We start from the raw sequence: 19,367 nt of genomic DNA, 5'->3' as shown, positions 1-19,367 counted from the left end.
CGGTTGAGTTGAGAGTGCAGCAATGGCGAAACAATCTGCGACACCCTCCTAAAGCCGAAAGCGACTCCACGCCGTCGACCACGATGCGACCCTACTGGTGCTCTTCCAGACGGTAGAAGCAGCGGATGGTGGTTGACTTGCCGGAGCGCGACGGGCCACACAGCACGATACGCTCGCCCTGCTTGACGTTCAGGTTGATGTCTTTCAACACGTGGAACTGGCCGCACCACTTGTAGACGCCCTGCATCTGAATAATGCCTTCAGGGCTCACAGGGGCTTTGTGTGAACAGTACTTTGGATACCTCAATCTCAACGAACCAGTTTGAATACTCAAGAGCCGCAGAGATGAGGCGCTTATCGCACCCACAACACCCAACGGCACGTGTCAACTCACGACGCTTTTCTGTCCGGGTACTTCATGTGTCGACTCTGGAAGCTGTTGCGCAGCCACTTCTCGAAGCCAATGGATACAGCCCCCAATTTTCCCATTCGGCCCCAGCCAAAGGTTTGCCTTGTTCTAGGGTTAGGAGGCTAATGAAGTCTTCTCGTCGTTCTTCTATCAAGTCAGCAAGCGCAGACACAAGCGGCTAACGCTCCCCCCAAGTCAGACGCGACCATGGCCCAAACGCTTTTTTGGCTGCTGCGATCGCCGCCTCAAATTCGTGCTTGCTTGCCTTGGGATAGTCCGCCAGAACCGACTCGGTAGCGGGATTGATAACTTGACCGCGATCTAAGGTTTGGATTAGTTCGCCGTCAATGGCCAAAGGAAATCGGGTAGGAAATACACTCTCTAACTCCGCTTGGGCTTTGTTCATTTCAATCTCCACTTAGTATTTATGTACGCGAACCAATCTAAGATGGCTAAAGTCCGAGCTTTAACTATCTAAATTAGGCATGGAAGCGAAAGCATGCCTCCGCTGTCGGCAGTTAAAACGCGTACACGCCAACAACTGTTACACCAAGATCACGTTTAAATCCGCCCTCGACGTCGATGTCTCGACTTAGGATGATCGCTGCGCCAGTTCGCTGGGAAAACCACTGGAGGAACTCAACCCTGAGTTGCTTGTAATCATTCTTCTGCTGAAGATAAGTGTCGTCTAAGTATCGCTTTCCGCCCTTTTCAGCTGCGAAGCCAACAGCAAACGTCTGCGTAGGGTTCAGCCGGGTACTGAGATAAGCCTGAACAGAGGCAGAAGGATCTTGCTCAAGTTTCTGGCTGCCATCGCCAGCCTCGTCATTATCTCCGTAAAGCGTGATACCGCCGGTAATATCGAGGGACGTTGGCCCCCAAAGTGGTTGCACTAAGTTAAAGTGAGTTTCGAGCTTATAACGATTCTCACCGAGATTCGTAATGTCGCCTTTGTGATAGCTGCCCAACAGCAGATACAAAATAGGCGTTACACTAAAAAATCTTCCTTCCGGGCCCGTTCCAGGCTCATTGATGAATCAAGTGGTGGCCGTCACCATCGGATCCAACATTCCCGCGGCGTCGTCTAATTCACGCCCGGCAATACGGCCGTCAAATACTTTGCCGTAAGGAAGCAAAATCTGCGGCGCTACTGTATATCCGACTACCTACATATAGTGAATATAGCGAAACATGCTGATGTGTACGTCTAGATTTGTTCTATCCTTGATCGTTTTTTGACCATTAGGCTTAAACTCGGAAGACCGCGAGTTAATTTCGTACCATAACGCGAGATTCGCGCCCGGAGGGAGTGGACGGTAGGTTGGATTGCTAACATCAACCGCAAAGGAGTGCATGGAAAACGACCCGATGCAGACACAAATAGTTATAGCTATGCCTTTGAACATTTTGGCTGCCCTTAATTGTTATTGTTGTTTGGAACTGGAATGCAAGACGTTAAACCTCACCGCAAGGCCACTCCTAAAGCCTCCCTAGTTGACAGATTCAAACGTTTAATACGATCATATGCAGATCCGGGGGCTCGTATTCTTGTTTTAAGTTTAATATTGGGATAGCTTTCATAGTGGTACCACGGCTTGCATCCATACCTTATTACCTTCTGGGCGGTTTTCAGCTTTAAATTCCTGTTGATATTTCAACAGGATCGCTGCCCCGCCCCCCAGATCATAAGACACTTGAGGCCCAAATGAGAAAACTTGCCCTCTGTTCCCACCGGGCAAATCACTGCCGTCTTGTTCATCATCGGTGAACTGCTTGAACGCAGAACCTTGCAGCGCGACCCTGACCTGTGGAACTGAGAGGAATGGTCTGTAAGACATACCAAAATCCAGTGTTGCGGTGTTGCCTGATCGATAGCCTGTGGCTTTGTTTTTTGCGTTAAACTCAGCGTATAACGTAGCTGACATATCGACCCGAGGACTAGGTAGCCAAGTAAAATTTACCGAAGGACTAGCACTCCAATAGTTAAGACCTGGATTTGCTATACTGTCTTCGTCATACTCGCCGACCGGAACATAGAAGTCGACGCCTGTATAAGCGAAGAAATCGCTACCAGGGCTGACATAATAGAGATAAATGGGAGCGATGGACGGATCACCAAACCCAGCGTTCTTTTCATGACGACCAAACAAATTAACGTCGATATTTATCATAGGGGTAACAACTACAGTCGTCATAAAGAACGGACCAAGCTTCTGCTCCCATGTATGAAGAAATCTCGGCGCAACAGCTTGCACGTCTAAACTGAAATTCTTGTCAATGGAATTCCCTTTGGTGTCATTTAGGCGATTGCTATGATAATTTTGAACATATAGATACAACGCCGTGTTACCTGGCATAGGGAGCACCGCGTTCATTATCGTATTAGCACCAATCGGATAATGGACTGCCCCTGCTTCAGTTGCTTGTGCAGACGAGCAAAGGAGCAAGAGGCTGCTTGCGACAACGAGATAATCATTATTTATATATTTAGACACGGCGCCACCTTTATTTATTTTTATTAGGCTTATGCAATTATTACCTCTAAGGCTTACGTGCAACCATACGACAAATCTATGTAGGGCCTAGTCTTAGACGTATACCAACACCGCTTATCATCTTCAAGAGAGCTTCCACTACGGAAGCTCTCCCTTAGATGACTTCCGATCATTCCCTTGAAATAATTTCACCGCTTAACAGAGGGTTTTAATGAGTCGCAGGCGTTTTGTGATTGTACATGATGGGGCCAAGCTGACTACTAAAAGGCCTATCTACTTCACAAAGCGCAAATGCGTTGGGATATCATTCAGCTCTTCGCATCCAGACTCAGTGACGATGACATTGCCTCCGATGTTTACCTGGCGCCTACCAAACGCAGCGTTAGGCTCGAGCTGAATCAACATCCCTGCCTTTAGCTCAACGTCAAGGCCGCTTCCACCTAACTCTTGAACGTGCTTAAACATGTCTTTGATGCTACGGTCCAGCCCTTCCGTGACTGGACTCACCAGGGTGAGCGGCGAAACGCTATGAACATGCGGAGTTAAGTGCCACGCACCCGCGCGGCGAAGGGGCGCCTGCATTGCCTCGGCAACTTCACCAAAAGTGACTCCGGCACGCAAGGTCCGCAAACCTGCTTCGTAAGATTCGCGCGCCACCGCCGCAGCGCGCAAAAAATCTTCGGCAACATCACCAACGGCGATACACATCTGAGCTTGAGCTTCGATACCACCCACCACAGGCATCATTTCGGACATGACGACATCGCCATCCTGAATAACCCGTGGTCGTTGCGCGCGATAGAGCCAGCGCGGAGCATCCCAACTTAAGTTCTCCGGGCCCGAGTGAAGGAAAAGATCGTGGGCCATGCCGGCGCCGTTGCGATGAAATTCGTGCATGACAGCGGAAAAGACTTCAGTCTCACTGACGCCTGGCCTAGTCACATCCAGCATTACTTTACATGCCTGTTCGGACAGCTGAGATACGTAGCGATATAGGGCCAACTCCTCGCTGCTCTTGACCAGCCAAATTGCCGCAAATTCATCCCATAGTTCAACAAACGTGGCATCTGGCAATTCTCGCTGGATTTGCGTCCACATAGGTTGAGGAGTCCAGCCGTACGGTAGTAAATTGGGCCCCCCTAGAATGCCCAGCGTGCCAATCCGTCCTCTGGCTAAACCTTTTTCCTTGACCGCCTGCACCATCAACGCGCCCCGAGGACCGAAACGCATGTCTTCGATCCAACTCCCCTCGCCCCAATCCCTAGCTTGCGCCCAAGACCCTGCGACCGAGGCACCGCGGTGTATAGCAACAGGTTCGCCCTCAACGGGAAACACAACTGCGCAAGCTGGGATATCGTTAGTAAAATATGTATCGGCGGGATAGCGCAGCGGGGCAGCAGGCACCAAGAGGCACTCCACATTATTGCGGCGCATCATTTCGCGTAGCAGCCCCCACCGGCGGTCTCGTTCTGCGAGTGAGAGTGTCGGCGGATTGGGAATAAAAGTCTCAGCCATGTCTTACCTCATATTCTTATAATGTTCAGTCCGTGGTTCTATATTGCGGGCCACGTGTGTTTAGCTCTAATAAACCCTTCTGGATTTACAGATGCGACGCGCTTGCAGATAAATGCTTTTGAAAAAAGCTAAGCGAAAGTTCTAACGCTCGATCCGCCTCGGGTTTGCTATACGTAAGACCACCGTGACGAGCAAAAGCATGATCAGCATCGGGGTACTGATGAATTTCCACTAACGGATTGGGCGACAGGTTGCGCATCAGCAAGTCATTTACTTCTTTCTGGACCCAACGATCCTTCATAGCCATATGCAGCATAAACGGCCTATGCAAGCTCACCGCCTCACGGATATTATGTTCGATATATGTGCCGTAATAAGCGACGGCACAATCAATGTCAGTGCGACAACACATCAGATAACAAAGTTTACCGCCCAGGCAGTAGCCTACCGCGCCGACTTTACCGTTCGATGCGGACGATCCAGATAGAAAAGCACGTACGTCCTCCATGTCCTCAACACCGAGGTCATAATCAAACCCGTAATAAAGGTCGAACGCGCGTTTAACGTCTTCAGGATTTTTATCGGAAAGTTCTACGCCGGGCTCCTGCCGCCAAAAAAGATCAGGTACAAGGCACACGTACCCTGCCCGTGCAAACTCTTGGGCATGTTCACGCATGGTGTCGTTAACGCCCCAAATCTCCATGATCGCGATAACCGAGCCGATAGGCTGCCCATCGGGGTAGGCAACAAAAGCGCCCATCTCGCCGCCGTCATGCATTGGTACTTTTACATATTCAGTTTTCAAAAAAGCTACCCTCTTTTTGGGTGGAGGCGGTTGACAGCCGCGTCGATTCGCTCTTTGTGATCCAAGGTAGAGTGAGCCAATGCTTGGAACGAAGCGGATAGTTCTAGAACCGTTTCCAGCCTAGCATGCTGTGCTTCCCGCAGGAGACGCTTTGACATTCGAAGAGCGTGAGGAGGGTTACGCGCAATACGTTTCGCTAGCTGCATAGCCTGTTCGATCAACTCTTCATCCGGTACAACCCGTGACACTAGGTTGCATGCAAGGGCCTCCTCGGCGGTGATCGTATCTGCGGTGTAGGTCAGCTCCGCGGCTTTGGCGGAACCAACGAGCCGCTGCAGTAGAAAAGCCCCCCCATCACCCGGAATGATGCCCAAACTCACAAAGCTTTCTGCGAATGTGGCACTTTGGCCTGCGATGCGAATATCGCACATGCAGGCAAGATCCAAACCGGCACCAATGGCTGCGCCATTGACGGCTGCGATGACCGGAACTTCTAAGTAATACAGGGCGAGTGGAATTCTATGGATACCCTCCTTGTAGTGATATCGATCCTCGATGGGCTCTAACTCCGGATCAAGCGAACGAGACCGCATAAGCTTAATATCACCACCCGCACAGAACGCACGCCCAGCACCGGTCCACACCACGGCCCGAATGGCCCGATCTTCAGAAATGCGCCGGCAGACACTTTCGATAGCCTCATATTGCTCAAGCGTACCTAAGGCATTGCGCGTCGATGGCGAATTCATAGTAACTAATGCTACATGCTCATCGATTTCAAAATTTATAAAACTCATAGTAGGGCCACCACCGTTCCCATAACCGATAAAGTTACGCAGGGCAAAGTTCTTATCTGAGGGCAACCGCCCCATTTTACTTCAAAGATTCTAATTTAACGCGACAGGCTCACACTCTAATACTGAAGTTATTGTCGACTAAAAGTGAAACCCATCCAACGACACTCAGCATGATAAATATCTCGCTGCATCCTTGCAGCGAGCACTATATTTTCTACACAGCAACAGGCGGTTCTTCCTTAGTCCAACGCCACATTTCCATATTGACGTTCTTTCGATAGTCCACCTGCATTTCTTTGGTTAGAACCTCTACCAGCATGCGATTTTCAACCCACATTTCGATCACGTCAAAAAAATGCCCACGCGAACAGCGCAATGCACGCCACCCCTCACGCTGAGCAAGAGCTAAAATTTCTTCTTCTGACTTTTCGGTCATCACCGCAATGTGGTGAACAGTAAACTCAGAAGGCATCTCGTCCACTTTCGGCCACGCCGGTTGCTCTCCATCTCCTCTAGCCATCGTTTGAGATCGGGGATAAACCTCACAGGTGGTACCGCGATCATCCCCGGCGATTGCAACGTAGGCACCCGGCCAAGGCGGAAAACGGAACGCCTCTCCTCCCCATATCTCTGCCATAACCTCGGCGACTCGTTGGGGGTTATCTGCCGGGATAGAAGCGTGAAAAATCATGTCCTGTCTCCTATTTTTATATAAGGAATTAACTAATCACATCATGCAAATATAGCCAATTCTTCTGGCTTCAATAAAAACGTCACTGCCATCAACTGACCGAGCGCTGATCCTGCCCATGACGGACAGACTTAGCCAACCGCATCAGCATTACCTATGAAGTAAATCATGAACCAAATGCATCTTTACCTCCAAAATGCAAACCTCGCAAAGACTGTAATATCCTCACTACGGACGTTATAGCTCCCAGAAATTGCTTCCCTCTCTTCAAATCTAAAAGGAGAATTATAATTTTGGAGCTTTGCGCCATGAAGCTTTCGACATAAATTCAATATGCACGGACAAAATTAAGGCACTTTAGTTAACGTTAGAAGAACATAACCTAGCAGGATGACAGCCAATAAAATACGAGCCGAGATCATTTTACTCCAAACCTCCCGCGAGAGTCATATCAACTAACAAGCTACTTATTTGATTGGCAGTATGCCGAGGTAATCCTTTTTGCCGAGCATCACACCCCTCATCCGCAAAATGTCGTAGGCAGTAGTGGCATGGAAATATAAATTTGGTAGCGAAAAAGCAAGCACAAAGTTCTCCGTCGTAAACTGGAGCGAAAACTCCCCGTTCCGGAAGGTCACGATCCGTCCCGCGGCCTCATTTACATCGGAAGGCGAGAATTCAGAAAGTGCCCTGTTCGCGGCCCGGAGATACTGTGTCAGCTCTACATACGTCATGTCTTGAAGTTCTACAGGACCAAGAGTTCCCTCGACTAGCGCCTTAGCACCGTTAACACAATGATGGACGACAGCCTGAACCTGAAAATCAAACGGGTTCATGTCTTCTGTTAAACGGGCAAATTTGATGTTTTCTGGATCAACACCCTGCTTCATGCAATGAGCCAGTCCTAAGTCAAGACAATCAGCAAGGCTACTCAATACACGCCGATACGGAGTCAAAGTAATGTCAAAAATTGCAATCGTCATAGCAGGACGCCTTATAAATTATTTTGCACATCAGCAGAGCGGGCCGGCCGTCAACAACATCTCTTCCAGGAGCAAAAGCAAGATCGCCTCACTTGCCCAGCTAATCAACCCTAATCACGCTCATTCACAACAAAAAGGGTTAGCGACTTTAGTCATAGCTGCCGTCAGGAGACGCAACCACCTACCGTCCGAAAATCTCAGAAGCAACGTCGGCTGGTCCTTTCGAGGCTACAGGGAGAACACAATTTATCTAATGGTGATTTTCGATACCGAGCATCGAAAATCACCATGACGTAGCGTGAATCGCGATGGAGACGCCTAGCTGAACCCGCCGGGTTAGATGCGATTTTTACTCGCTCAGCAGGATGCCAAATAACAATCGGGCTATTTTTCGAAGGTATGCAAACCGTGCATGCGCCGTATAGAAACATGTCATTTCTCCCCCCTGAAGCGTCCGGGCATGCTAGGAGCCTTTAACAGGCGGGACTAGACACATGAGTGGTGCTCTTTCGCACATCAGGGTATTGGACCTATCTCGCATCCTCGCCGGGCCCTGGTGTGGGCAGTTGCTAGGCGATTTAGGCGCAGAAGTTATTAAGATAGAGCGTCCTGACGGCGGTGATGACACAAGGTCATGGGGACCGCCCTTCTTGCAGGGAAAAAGCGATGGCGATGTTACCGGAGATGCGGCCTACTTTCTTTGTGCCAACCGCAACAAAAAATCCGTTACAGTCGATTTCACGCGCCCAGAGGGGCAAAAAATTATTGTGGAGCTGGCAAGCAAATCGGATGTCGTAATAGAGAATTTTAAGGTTGGAGGGCTGCAGGCCTACGGCTTAGATTATGAATCTTTAAAAGCGGTCAACCCGGGCATCATTTACTGCTCAATCACTGGATTTGGCCAAACGGGCCCCTACGCAAAACGTCCTGGCTACGATTTTCTCATCCAAGCCATGGGTGGATTGATGAGCATCACAGGGCGTAAGACGGGTGAGCCCGGCGCGGGACCACAGAAGGTCGGCGTTGCGCTTACAGACATCCTGACCGGCCTTTACGGCAGCGTAGGCATCTTGGCAGCGCTCGCGCATCGTGACCGTACAGGAGAGGGTCAACACATCGACATGGCACTGCTTGATGTGCAGGTGGCTTGCCTAGCCAACCAGTCAATGAACTATCTCGTCAGCGGCACCGCTCCGATTCCACTTGGCAATTCGCATCCTAACATCGTGCCGTATCAAGATTTTCCAACAGCCGATGGCCACATGATTATTGCAGTAGGGAACGACACTCAGTTCACTCGACTATGCGACGTGCTTGGCGCTCCAGCGCTAGCCATCGACGACCGCTTTGTGACGAACCGTGCACGCGTGGAAAATAGGGAGGCGCTAATTCCGCAATTGAATGAGTTAACGATCAAGCTGAAAACAACTGATTGGGTTAGCAAGCTCGAAGCCGTAAGTGTGCCTTGCGGACCTATCAATGATATGGATGCTGTCTTCAAAGACCCGCAGGTCGTTGCGCGAGGCACGAAAATTGAGCTTCCGCACGCACATTCAGGCGTCGCGCCGAGTGTCGCGAATCCAATCCGGATGTCAGTTACTCCCGTTAGCTACCACTCGGCCCCGCCTGAATTGGGTTCGGCTACGATGGATATTCTGACTAGCATATTGGAAATTAAGCCTGAACGGGTACGCGAGCTGGAAATGATGGGGATCGTATGATGAATGGACTCAACACACGATGACAGATCGCGCATGGCTCCCCTTAGCCCCTGGCTTCTTGTACACCACAGGGGGAGAAACGGAGTGTTTTGCTGAGCTATTTTGCCAGCACCGTTAGCAGGGATTGATTAGAGAATAGCTTGTGAGGTCGTCAGGGAGGTGCAGATATTGCGCCCCTGGACGCGGTGGTAAATCCAATAATAAGGAAAACAAATGACTACTAATTCTATGATATACCCCGCTGAAACAGACTACGGCCGATTGGTCGATCATGAAAACGGCCTTGTTAATCGCGCAATCTTCTCAGATGAGAAAATTTATCAACTAGAACTTCAGCGAGTTTTCGCACGCGCGTGGCTGTTCATGGCGCACGACAGCCAAATACCAAACTCCGGCGATTTCTTTCAGACTTACATGGGGGAGGAACAAGTAATCGTCACGCGAGGAAAGGATGGCGGCGTCAATGTCATGTTAAACGCGTGTCGACATCGGGGTGCGGGGGTGTGTAAAGCACACTCGGGAAATACGTCACAATTTATGTGCGCCTACCATGGATGGACTTACGATTTAAGCGGCAAGCTAATAGGTGTCCCGGGGTTCAATGAGCTCTATGAAAAAAAACTCAATCGGGAGGAGCTTGGCCTGCGGAAAGCTGCGCAGGTAGAAATTTATAGAGGTTTCATTTTTGCCACGATGGATCCTGAAGCACCTCCGCTGCAAGAGTTCCTAGGCTCAGCGGGTCTCCACATGATCGACACTCTCGCGAATTATGGTGATATTGAAGTTGTCCCAGGCGTTATCCGGCATCGGTTGAAATGCAACTGGAAGCTCGCTATGGAGAACGATCAAGATTATTACCATGTTGGTGTCACGCACGCGTCTGCATTTGAGGCCTGGCAGTTGCCACGCGCAGAAGTCAACAAGGGCTACTGGGATAAAAATACAGGCGATGTGATCCTTGGTGAGTACGGACACGTCCAGGACACTATGGTAGGACACCATCACGCCAATATTTTTCCACACACGTGCCTTTTTACCGATCTATTGCAGTGCGTAGTAGTTCGCCACCCTAAGGGTCCCGGCGAGATTGAACAGTGGTATTTCACATTTGTGGACAAAAAAGCTTCTGAACAGGAAAGACGCGAAGTCATAGCGCGAAACATTAGCCGAGTCGGCCCGACCGGTATGATAGAGCAAGACGACGGCGAAAATTGGGAGTACTGCACAAAAGGGGCGAAATCAGCGGCCCTGCAAGATGTGCCCTTCAACTATCAAATGGGCCTGGGCGCTGGCAGTATGGTAGCCGACGGCGGCAACGGTTTCCCCGTACTGCAGAATGGCCCGCGAACGACGGAAGAGTATGCGCGCTGGCAACTACGCTGCTGGAGTGAATTTATGGCGGCAGATAGCTGGCCAGATTTAGTCAAAAAACACTCGAAACCGTTGGTACGATAAATCGGTGCAGACCTGCTCATTACAAAAAATAGGATGCCGTTATGCTCTTGAATGCAGAAGTTCAACACGAGATTGAACAATTCCTTTATGCGGAAGCCGCACTGCTCGACGAACACCGTTATTCGGATTGGCTTGAACTCTTCACTGACGACTGCCACTACTGGATGCCTATCAGGCAGACACGCCTTGCTAAACAGGTAGACCAGGAATTCACCCGCCAAGGGGAGATGGCTTTCTTCGACGAAAGGAAAGAAGACTTAAAAAGGAGGGTCACGAAGCTGGAGAGTCCATATGCCTGGAGCGAAAGCCCTCCGCCACGCACGCGGCGCATGTGTTCGAACGTAAGGGGAATTGCAGTAGACGGCGACGAGATCACCATCGGATGTTGCTTTACTTTTTATCGATGCTCTCTTGATGCCGACGTGGACTGGTTCGTTGGCCGACGTGAAGATGTGCTACGGCGTGGCGAAGATGGCTTCCGGATTGTGAAGAGGCATATCTTCTTAGATCAAACAGTAATCGTCGCTAAGAATATGAACCAGTTTTTTTAGAAACACGTAATTGTGGTCGCGTAGACAGCGACCATTTGCGGACACAGAGTATCGAGCCGATAACATCGGCCAGTTAGGTCCACGAAATGCATACACCTCGCCTAGGTAATGCGATAATTATAGGACAATTGTATGTTACAAATTTTCATAACAGATCGCACTGGACATGAACGATTGGTTGAGGCACACGAAGGTCGGTTGCTCATGGAAGCGATTAGGGAAAATGGTTACGACGATCTGCTGGCCTTGTGTGGTGGGTGTTGTTCCTGCGCAACCTGCCATGTGTATCTCGAAACTGAACAGACAGATGCCATTCCCCCGTTAAGCGACGATGAGCATGAGCTTTTGGACAGCAGCGACCACCGCAAGCCGCAGTCAAGGCTTGCCTGCCAAGTCACCTTAACGGCTGCAATGGATGGCTTACGAGTCACGATCTCACCGGCGGACTAATAAAGTCCATGGTCAGCTCTGAATCCATTGAGAACAGTGCATGACTAAACTCCGCTCTGGAGCCGAAGCACCAAGCGTGCCAATATTACAGGATCGCAGATGAGCTATTTTGACGTCGTAATTGTAGGCGCGGGACATGCCGGTGCCCAAGCAGCTATCTCTCTGAGACAATTGGGTTTTGGCGGCACGATTGCCATGGTTGGTGACGAAAAGGATCCCCCCTATGAGCGTCCGCCTCTTTCGAAAGAATATTTTGCTGGCGATAAAAGTTTCGATCGCATATTGATTCGCCCAACCTCGTTTTGGGAAGAGCGCAATATCGTACTACTGCTTGGCCGGCGTGTGACAGCCGTTGACCCTGAAGCGAAGTGCATCTACGCGGGAGGCATGAAAATCTCATACCGAACGTTGCTGTGGGCGGGCGGCGGGAGCCCGCGCGCGCTGACATGCAGCGGGAGCGACGCTGACAACGTGCATACGGTGCGTCGGCGAGACGATATCGACGCCATGTTAGCGCAACTAGGCCAAGTTGATCATGTGACCATAATCGGTGGTGGTTACATTGGCCTGGAAGCTGCCGCAGTACTGAGAAAGTTAGGAAAAAATGTCGTGCTATTAGAGGCATTAGAACGGACATTAGCGCGCGTCGCAGGCGAAGACCTATCAGCCTTCTACGAAGCCGAACACCGCGCGCAAGGCATTGATATCCGTACTGGCTGCCGCCTGAAATGCATCGAGTTAACCGGCAACCAGGCAACCGCAGTTCGGATGCAGGACGGAGAACGGATTGAGACAGATATGGTGATTGTCGGAATCGGGATCGTCCCCGAGACGGCCCCCCTAACCGCCGCCGGAGCAGTCGGTGTCAATGGCGTAGATGTTGACGAATACTGTCGAACCAGTTTGCCCGATATTTATGCTATCGGTGATTGCGCGGCGCACATTAATCGTTTCGCAGGAGGTCTGCGCGTGCGTTTGGAGTCCGTGCAAAATGCATGCGACCAAGCGAAAACTGCAGTCAATCATCTTCTTGGCAACCCTATACCCTACGATGCAGTGCCCTGGTTCTGGTCGAACCAGTATGATCTCAAGCTGCAAACCGTCGGGCTGTCGCTAGGGTATGACCAAACCATCTTACGCGGCAATCCATCAAATCGTAGTTTTTCTGTTCTATACCTTAAAAACGGTCGGCTTATCGCAATAGATTGCGTGAATGCCATTAAAGATTATGTTCAAGGTCGAGCTCACGTTATTGCAGGAGCGATTTTAGACCAGAAACTACTTGCGGACGCGAGTATAGCCTTAAAAGAAATCGGGGCGCCGGAACGCTGATTACCTCGACCGGGCGGAGCAAGCAAGATTTGCCCAGGGTGACAAAGCGGAAATCCGGTGAAAGTGATTGCAGTCCGAATCGCTTCTTGTAGAAACCTTTCTTGAGATTTGGGGATCGGCAGAGTTCAGATGAGTCGAGGAGGAGCCGAAAGCGCGTCCAATAGGCTCACTGAAGCAAGGTGTATCCAATCATTGCACCCCGGTATGCGCCCCCCCCCCTTCGACTCCAGCTTGCGTCCTAGTGCTGGTTCTCTGATTCCCACATAATGCCGTGCGGCGGGGCTCTCCGCCGTTTTTTGATAACATGAGCCTTCAAAAATCTGGATGACTGGAGCTGTCGATGCGAATCGTCGTCTCGCCGTTCCAAGGTTTAGGCCACGCTGCTACAATGATCAAATGAGAATACGCCCAGCAATCAAGTACAGACAACTCCAATATTTCCTGGCTATTGCTGAAACTTTGCATTTTTCCAAGGCTGCGGAAAGTCTGTTTGTGACGCAGCCAACACTCTCGCACCAGCTATCTGAGCTTGAAGCACAGATCGGCATGCCATTGTTTGATCGTACTGGTGGAACTGTTCGGCTCACGCAAGCAGGCAAGATCTTCCGTGAATACGCTGCCCGAAGCATCAATGCCATCGAAGAAGGTTGTATCGCACTATCCGAATTAGAGGGGCTAGAGCGCGGAGATCTCCGGCTTGGAGTCACGCAATCATTTATAAAGCGCTTGATGCCTCCAATCATTTCCGAATTTCGTCTGAAATATCCTGCGATCCAGCTTCAAGTATTAGATTTGGCAGCAGGTAGTATTGAAAGGCAACTGGCCGAAGGCACAATTCACTTGGGAATCGCCTTTGTCCCTGCGATGATGGAAGACACTAAGGTAGAAACTATCCTAAAGGAACGACTCGTAGTACTTGTGCGACGCGACCATCCGCTAGCAGAGAAGCTCGAGGTCACGTGGAGTGAACTTGGAGAGCACCCGTTAGTGCTGCTTGACCGAAACTATTTCACCCGCCAGATGATCGACAACTATTTTCGCGGAGCGGGTATTCAGCATAGGGTGGCTTGTGAGACTAACACAATAGAGCTAATGGTAAGTTTAGCAACGACCACCGATCTAGCCGCAATTCTTCCGGAGAGCGCGGTACAAATCACAAACGAAGTTACAGCTCTAGCAATTATTGATCCTATCCCCTTACGTACTTCAGCGATCATGTGGCCTGGGCATAGGCATCGTACGCTCAGTGCTATAGCGTTCGCGGAGATAGTTAGGGAACGTTTCGCTTCAATAGAAAGCATATTCTAAGCAGTTGTTAGTTACTCACCTTGAAGGCTCTATAGCTGAAGCTGCTTTGAGCAATCAAGGAGACGCCACCCCTTAATGAGGGGGACAATTAAGCCTGTAGGCCCTTCGGGGCCATATTCCTGGAGGGCCTATCGTATCAGAGATCATTGCGCCCAACACCGTTGGCAGTGCGTACTATATCCGCCATTACCGCAAGCGCTATTTCAGCGGGCGTTTTACTATCTAAGTTCAAACCAATAGGCGCCTGAATTCTTGATAGGTCGTCGTCACCTAACCCTCCTAAACGCTTTAGGCGTTCTTTTCTCTTGACGCTAGACTTTGCAGATCCCATCGCGCCTATGTAAAAGGCCTTTGTTCGCACCGCCTCTATCATCGTAAGATCATCAAATTTTGGATCATGAGTTAGCGCCACGACGGCAGTTGACTCGTGACATCCAAACTCTGAAATATACAGCGCCGGTAATTGAGCTACTAGTTGAACGTTTGGTAGACTAAAGTTTTTAAGATATTCTTCTCGCGGTTCACAAATGATAACTTCATAACCAAGCGCTATTGCAAAACTAGCGCAGTATTCAGCAACTGGCGACATCCCCGCAACGATGAGCCGACGCACCGCACCTAGACGGATGAAGACCCTATCGCCCTGCTGGTCTATTCGAGGGCCGTCGCTTCTACACCGCTCTACTTGACGAACGAGACCTTTTAGGAGAACGACCCGCCGACATGAATAGCTGCCCAATAGTCCCTTCTCAAGAATGGCGAAGTGAGACAAAACCTCCGGCCCACCAGCAAAGTGCTCCACTAGAATGTCGAGCACTCCACCGCATGGAAGTGATTTGCCGGAAGGTAAACCACCGTCACCGTAGCGAATAATTTGATTAATAGGTTCTAACTCACCATTAGTTAGTCTTTCTAGAAAGTCCTCTTCTATGCATCCACCGGAAAGTGAACCTCGATTTTCGCCGTTCGGCAAAGCAACAAGCATGGCCCCGGGGCTACGGGGTGCAGAACCATAGGTAGTCAACACTGTGCAAAGCCATAGCGATCTCGACTCAGCCGCCCACTTTTTGGCTTGACTGATCACCAGAAGGTCAAGGTGGTCCATCTTATGCCTCCTGAGCAACCAGTGGCGCAACCTGCGCCCCCTCAATACAGTGCCTCCGTAACGCATCTCCAACAACACCATTTGCCTTCGCAAACTCGACGAATGATCGCAAAAGGGCGATCGCAGCTGAATTTCTGTTGGCGGGGACGGCGATGGCTTGCTGAATGGACATAAAGGAGCCAGGTAACATACGTAGACCGTGATCGGTTGCAACAGCGCTTTCAAGCTGTTGCCTCACACCGGCAGCCACGTGACTGCCGTTAAGTAAGAATTGACGTATCACATCGGGAGAAGTAGCTGCGCGTTCAATGCGTGCGTGTCGTAATTCTCGAGTGAGGTATAGATCATAAGCGCTCCCCCCGCCCACCGTTACTAAGTTGTGGGCCGCATCAACTTCATCTATTGCTGTAATCGGCGAGGCAGAGCGTACAGCGTAAGCCCCTTCGATAATGAGGTACGGGGCAGAAAAACTAAGATGCTTCTTTCTCTCAGGATCAATTGCAAAAAAACCAACGTCGGCGAGACCCGTCTCCAATGCAATAACTGATTCTCGAGCTGATTCGAATGTGACGAACTCCACGTCACGCTTAACCAGTTTCGCTAGTTCCTCTGCGAGATCCACGGAAACCCCCTTTGGTTTTCCGGTTACCAGACAGCGGCTCGCGAGTACTGGATTACCATAATTAATTGAAAACCGGAGAACACCGTGAGGTGCTAACCCTATCTGCGCTTCTTTTATCGATATGTCAGTCATACCCTGGATCCCACTCATAAAGATGTAACGTAGCTATTGTGGCAACGGTTTACCGTTCGTTTCTGGAAGGAAAGGAGTCGCTACCATGCCAAGCACGTAGATGCTTGAGAGCAGTAACGCAGCGTACCCATAGCCCCCAAAACTTCCGATTAGCGTGCCCGCCACAAGCGGACCTAGAAATGCTAGAAACCTTGGAGCATTGAAGGCGAAAGCCAATGCAGTCGCTCGTATATGAGTCGGGTACAGCTCTGGTAGCCATACAGGCATCCAGGTGTACTGTCCATTCGCGAAAAAAGCACTTATAAACGCCAGAAAAAGAAGTACAGTTAAATCGCTCGACGTAAAAAATAACAGTGGGGTGGTAGCGAATGCCAGCAAAAAGAAACCCAGCGTAACTGGTTTACGTCCAAAGGCATCGGCCATGAAACCGAATGCAATATAACCAAGAATCGAACCTAAGGTAAAAGCCATTCCTGCATAACTGGCCCATACGGCACCGACATATCCTTGTTGTGTAGCAATTGAAGATATGAATGGAGGCACCCAAGTGGAGATACTCCAGAAGCCAACTGTCGTTGCAAGTGACATGCCGAACACGAGGATAGTGCGCCTGCGCATTTCAGTGGTTGAAAAAAGGTCGAACAACGTGAAGCGAGTTAATTTAATTTCATTCGCCGATAGGTCACTACCACCACGAAGACGAGCCTGTGCTTTTTGCCGTTTCTCATTGATTATTTTCCAAAGCTCTGATTCAGGTATAGATCGACGGATCCACAAAGTTAGCAGAGCAGGGGCAACACCCAAAAGATACATGTAACGCCATGCATCGGTCCCTAAGGTCGACATGAACAACCATATAAATGAAGCGAGAAAAAAACCCAGACCTAAGCCACATTGCATTAGACCTGCGCCCTTCCCTCTTGCGCGATCTGGCCACAACTCCGCAACCATCGAACTCCCAGTTGCCCACTCAGATCCAACGGCAATACCAACCAAGAGCCGCATTATAGCGAGCGACCAAAAGTCCCAAGCAAACGCAGAGACCCCCGTCAGTATGGAATAGGCTAAGATACCTATCACCATCATCCGCTTACGGCCAATATAATCAGCCATAATGCCGCCAAGCATTCCACCTATGCCCCATCCCAATAAATTGATCCCAATCAGCGCTCCGGTGTAAAACGCCAGCTGATCATGTTCAGAGGGAGGTAGCAACTGGGAGAGAGCAAGCCCTGCGGTTAATATCAGTGCATAATTTTCAAATCCATCGAACAACCAGCCAAGGTTAGCAGCCAACAGTATTTTCCACTGTTTACTGTCAAGGGTCTTATACCAGGGAAGTTCTACATATGCCGTCATAAATAGCCACTACCTATTTTTGTTATTAAATACACAGCCCTTAGAGCACTGAAGCAATAACCTGGAGCTCAACTGAAGAACCATGATGTAGCGCCGGTACTGGCACTACTGAACGCACAGGACGATGTGCTCCCATCAACTGGGCATACACGGAATTGAACAGTTCCCAGTTTTCGATTCCAACAATATAAGCAGTACACGAAATTACTCGCTGCAGATCGCTCTCAGATGCGGTTAAAATTGCTTCGCACTTAGTGAATACAGAGCGCACCTGAAATTCAAAAGCCTGAGCTCCGCCTTCTTCAATTTCAGGAATGATGCCAGACAGGAAAATTAGATCTCCTTGCCTAACAGCTAGGGAGTAATGTCCCTTGGGTGGCGCTATATTCTCACATGCGATAATTTTCATCTGTTACCTCAAGCCGAAACCGATTACAATAGCAGCCGCTAGGACGGCTACCGAGGCTCCCAGTACGGCAACCGATGCAGCTAGCAATGAGATCGTTGAAAGCTGAGAATTCGCCGATTCAGTTCTCCCTTGTATCGGACCCCGTTCAGTTTTCCTTACCATACTTTCAGGTTTTTTTCCTGCCTCTATTTCGGGCTGGTTCTGGCTAAGTTTAATATCACTTGCCTCATGTATTTCCTTGATGGACTGTCCGCCATTTAGTTGCTTAGAAAAACCACCAAAAAATTCCTTTGCCTTGCGACGCGCCACTCCATCTATTAGGCGACTACCAACTTGGGCAAGCTTGCCACCTACTTCCGCGTCAACAGCATAGCTGAGTAATGTACCTGCTTCAGTATCAGCTAGTTTAACTTTAGCGGTACCCTTACCGAAACCTGCAGTACCTCCCGAACCTTCAAAGGTCAGAGAGTAACCGAAGAGCTCCTCAATATCGCTAATTTCAAGACGCCCATTGAAACGAGCTTTAATTGGGCCTACCGCTACTACAAGCCCAATCCTGTATTTATTCTCCCCTTCAGCTTCAAACGTATCGCAGCCAGGGATGCTGCGCTTAAGCACCTCGGGATTATTTAAAGCAGACCAAACTTCTGCACGTGGCTTGTTAAGAATTTGCTCATCATTCAGCTGCATTAGTCGACTCCAAAACCTGTGTATTATCCGCTATTCGTATGCGCTCCGCAGCGAGTTGCACCGCTTGTATTATTTCTGGGTAAGCGCCGCAGCGACAGAGATTACCGGACAGATAGTTCCTTATTTGTGCCTCGCTAGGGCTGGAGTTTTCGTTCAATAGCTGACGACTCATCATAAGAAAGCCTGACGTACAAAAACCGCATTGAAATGCCGCGCACTCAATAAAGCACTCTTGGACAATATCAAGTTTACCGTCGACTTCCATGTGCTCTATAGTGTCCACGGCCATTCCATCCGCTTTTATTGCAGGCAACAAGCATCCTGTCACAACCTTCCCATCAACTCTAAGAGTGCAGCAACCACACAAACCCTGACCACAGCTTTCACGCGCCCCATAAAGTCCAAATCTGGACCGTACAACTTCTAGAATCGTTTCATAACTTTCAACATTTGCTGTTACAGGCCGACCATTTAGATTGAATTTAATCAACGTGGCTGTGTGACTCATAGTGTTCCCCACATGTAACGTGTCTGGTTT

At 49.8% G+C, this 19,367-nt stretch carries 20 protein-coding genes and 1 pseudogene; 6 read left to right on the top strand and 15 right to left on the bottom strand.

Translation table 11 applies throughout. The annotated features are described in order from the left end of the window. Window positions 1–94: 94 nt before the first annotated feature. The 9 genes and pseudogenes from ACI512_RS17600 to ACI512_RS17560 form a co-directional block, all read right to left on the bottom strand. A pseudogene (locus tag ACI512_RS17600) lies at window positions 95–247 on the bottom strand (ATP-binding cassette domain-containing protein); the annotation flags it as partial. 340 nt (window positions 248–587) lie between these two features. Next, window positions 588–815, bottom strand: coding sequence for an aldehyde dehydrogenase family protein (locus ACI512_RS17595; protein ID WP_074845491.1), 228 nt, complete (start codon window positions 813–815; stop codon window positions 588–590). A gap of 112 nt (window positions 816–927) precedes the next feature. Continuing rightward, entirely contained in the window at window positions 928–1,443 is a 516-nt protein-coding gene (locus ACI512_RS17590) for a transporter (RefSeq protein ID WP_341869908.1), read from the bottom strand. Between the two features lie 543 nt (window positions 1,444–1,986). Next, complete coding sequence (locus ACI512_RS17585) at window positions 1,987–2,904, bottom strand: transporter (RefSeq protein WP_231809702.1); 918 nt, start codon at window positions 2,902–2,904, stop codon at window positions 1,987–1,989. A 273-nt stretch (window positions 2,905–3,177) separates the two neighbouring features. After that, window positions 3,178–4,134: a Xaa-Pro peptidase family protein gene (locus ACI512_RS17580; protein ID WP_231809701.1), complete on the bottom strand. Its 957-nt coding sequence runs from the start codon at window positions 4,132–4,134 to the stop codon at window positions 3,178–3,180. Between the two features lie 370 nt (window positions 4,135–4,504). Continuing rightward, on the bottom strand, window positions 4,505–5,224 hold the full coding sequence (locus tag ACI512_RS17575) for a dienelactone hydrolase family protein (protein WP_139273484.1): 720 nt from the start codon (window positions 5,222–5,224) through the stop codon (window positions 4,505–4,507). 5 nt (window positions 5,225–5,229) lie between these two features. Further along, window positions 5,230–6,021, bottom strand: a complete 792-nt coding sequence (locus tag ACI512_RS17570) for a crotonase/enoyl-CoA hydratase family protein (RefSeq protein ID WP_231809700.1) — start codon at window positions 6,019–6,021, stop codon at window positions 5,230–5,232. A gap of 214 nt (window positions 6,022–6,235) precedes the next feature. Beyond that, window positions 6,236–6,712, bottom strand: a complete 477-nt coding sequence (locus ACI512_RS17565) for a hypothetical protein (protein WP_074845502.1) — start codon at window positions 6,710–6,712, stop codon at window positions 6,236–6,238. Window positions 6,713–7,179: 467 nt separating this feature from the next. Next, window positions 7,180–7,695, bottom strand: a complete 516-nt coding sequence (locus tag ACI512_RS17560) for a DUF1993 domain-containing protein (RefSeq protein ID WP_074845505.1) — start codon at window positions 7,693–7,695, stop codon at window positions 7,180–7,182. A 494-nt stretch (window positions 7,696–8,189) separates the two neighbouring features. Between ACI512_RS17560 and ACI512_RS17555 the strand changes: the two genes are divergently transcribed. The 6 genes from ACI512_RS17555 to ACI512_RS17530 all read left to right on the top strand — a co-directional run bounded on the left by ACI512_RS17555 (window position 8,190) and on the right by ACI512_RS17530 (window position 14,512). Beyond that, a complete protein-coding gene (locus ACI512_RS17555) occupies window positions 8,190–9,416 on the top strand; it encodes a CaiB/BaiF CoA-transferase family protein (RefSeq protein WP_074845508.1) in 1,227 nt (408 codons plus the stop codon). A 213-nt stretch (window positions 9,417–9,629) separates the two neighbouring features. Then, the gene (locus ACI512_RS17550) at window positions 9,630–10,871 is read left to right on the top strand and encodes an aromatic ring-hydroxylating dioxygenase subunit alpha (RefSeq protein ID WP_074845511.1); all 1,242 of its coding nucleotides are present in this window, start codon (window positions 9,630–9,632) and stop codon (window positions 10,869–10,871) included. Window positions 10,872–10,912: 41 nt separating this feature from the next. Beyond that, window positions 10,913–11,422: a 3-phenylpropionate/cinnamic acid dioxygenase subunit beta gene (locus ACI512_RS17545; RefSeq protein ID WP_074845515.1), complete on the top strand. Its 510-nt coding sequence runs from the start codon at window positions 10,913–10,915 to the stop codon at window positions 11,420–11,422. Window positions 11,423–11,554: 132 nt separating this feature from the next. Next, entirely contained in the window at window positions 11,555–11,872 is a 318-nt protein-coding gene (locus ACI512_RS17540; protein ID WP_074845517.1) for a 2Fe-2S iron-sulfur cluster-binding protein, read from the top strand. A gap of 99 nt (window positions 11,873–11,971) precedes the next feature. Beyond that, on the top strand, window positions 11,972–13,204 hold the full coding sequence (locus ACI512_RS17535; RefSeq protein WP_074845520.1) for an NAD(P)/FAD-dependent oxidoreductase: 1,233 nt from the start codon (window positions 11,972–11,974) through the stop codon (window positions 13,202–13,204). A 396-nt stretch (window positions 13,205–13,600) separates the two neighbouring features. After that, on the top strand, window positions 13,601–14,512 hold the full coding sequence (locus tag ACI512_RS17530) for a LysR substrate-binding domain-containing protein (RefSeq protein WP_074845523.1): 912 nt from the start codon (window positions 13,601–13,603) through the stop codon (window positions 14,510–14,512). Between the two features lie 136 nt (window positions 14,513–14,648). Here ACI512_RS17530 and ACI512_RS17525 read toward each other — a convergent pair whose 3' ends face one another. The 6 genes from ACI512_RS17525 to ACI512_RS17500 are packed head-to-tail and all read right to left on the bottom strand — an operon-like array spanning window position 14,649 to window position 19,337. Then, the gene (locus ACI512_RS17525; protein WP_103392421.1) at window positions 14,649–15,617 is read right to left on the bottom strand and encodes an XdhC family protein; all 969 of its coding nucleotides are present in this window, start codon (window positions 15,615–15,617) and stop codon (window positions 14,649–14,651) included. Between the two features lies 1 nt (window position 15,618). Beyond that, window positions 15,619–16,371 (bottom strand): transporter substrate-binding domain-containing protein, encoded by a 753-nt coding sequence (locus ACI512_RS17520; protein ID WP_074845529.1) that lies wholly within the window; start codon window positions 16,369–16,371, stop codon window positions 15,619–15,621. 33 nt (window positions 16,372–16,404) lie between these two features. Further along, a complete protein-coding gene (locus tag ACI512_RS17515; protein WP_074845532.1) occupies window positions 16,405–17,730 on the bottom strand; it encodes an MFS transporter in 1,326 nt (441 codons plus the stop codon). Between the two features lie 40 nt (window positions 17,731–17,770). Then, window positions 17,771–18,139 (bottom strand): RidA family protein, encoded by a 369-nt coding sequence (locus ACI512_RS17510; RefSeq protein WP_231809699.1) that lies wholly within the window; start codon window positions 18,137–18,139, stop codon window positions 17,771–17,773. Window positions 18,140–18,142: 3 nt separating this feature from the next. Further along, a complete protein-coding gene (locus ACI512_RS17505) occupies window positions 18,143–18,829 on the bottom strand; it encodes a carbon monoxide dehydrogenase subunit G (RefSeq protein WP_231809698.1) in 687 nt (228 codons plus the stop codon). Then, window positions 18,816–19,337: a (2Fe-2S)-binding protein gene (locus ACI512_RS17500; protein ID WP_074845541.1), complete on the bottom strand. Its 522-nt coding sequence runs from the start codon at window positions 19,335–19,337 to the stop codon at window positions 18,816–18,818. Before ACI512_RS17500 ends, ACI512_RS17505 begins: the two co-directional genes overlap by 14 nt. Between the last annotated feature and the right edge of the window lie 30 nt (window positions 19,338–19,367).

It is taken from the genome of Pseudomonas petroselini, from assembly GCF_045037875.1.
Taxonomy (GTDB): Bacteria; Pseudomonadota; Gammaproteobacteria; order Pseudomonadales; family Pseudomonadaceae; genus Aquipseudomonas; species Aquipseudomonas petroselini.
The sequence above is the reverse complement of the archived record's forward strand: the minus strand, read 5'-3'. Positions and strand labels throughout refer to the sequence as shown.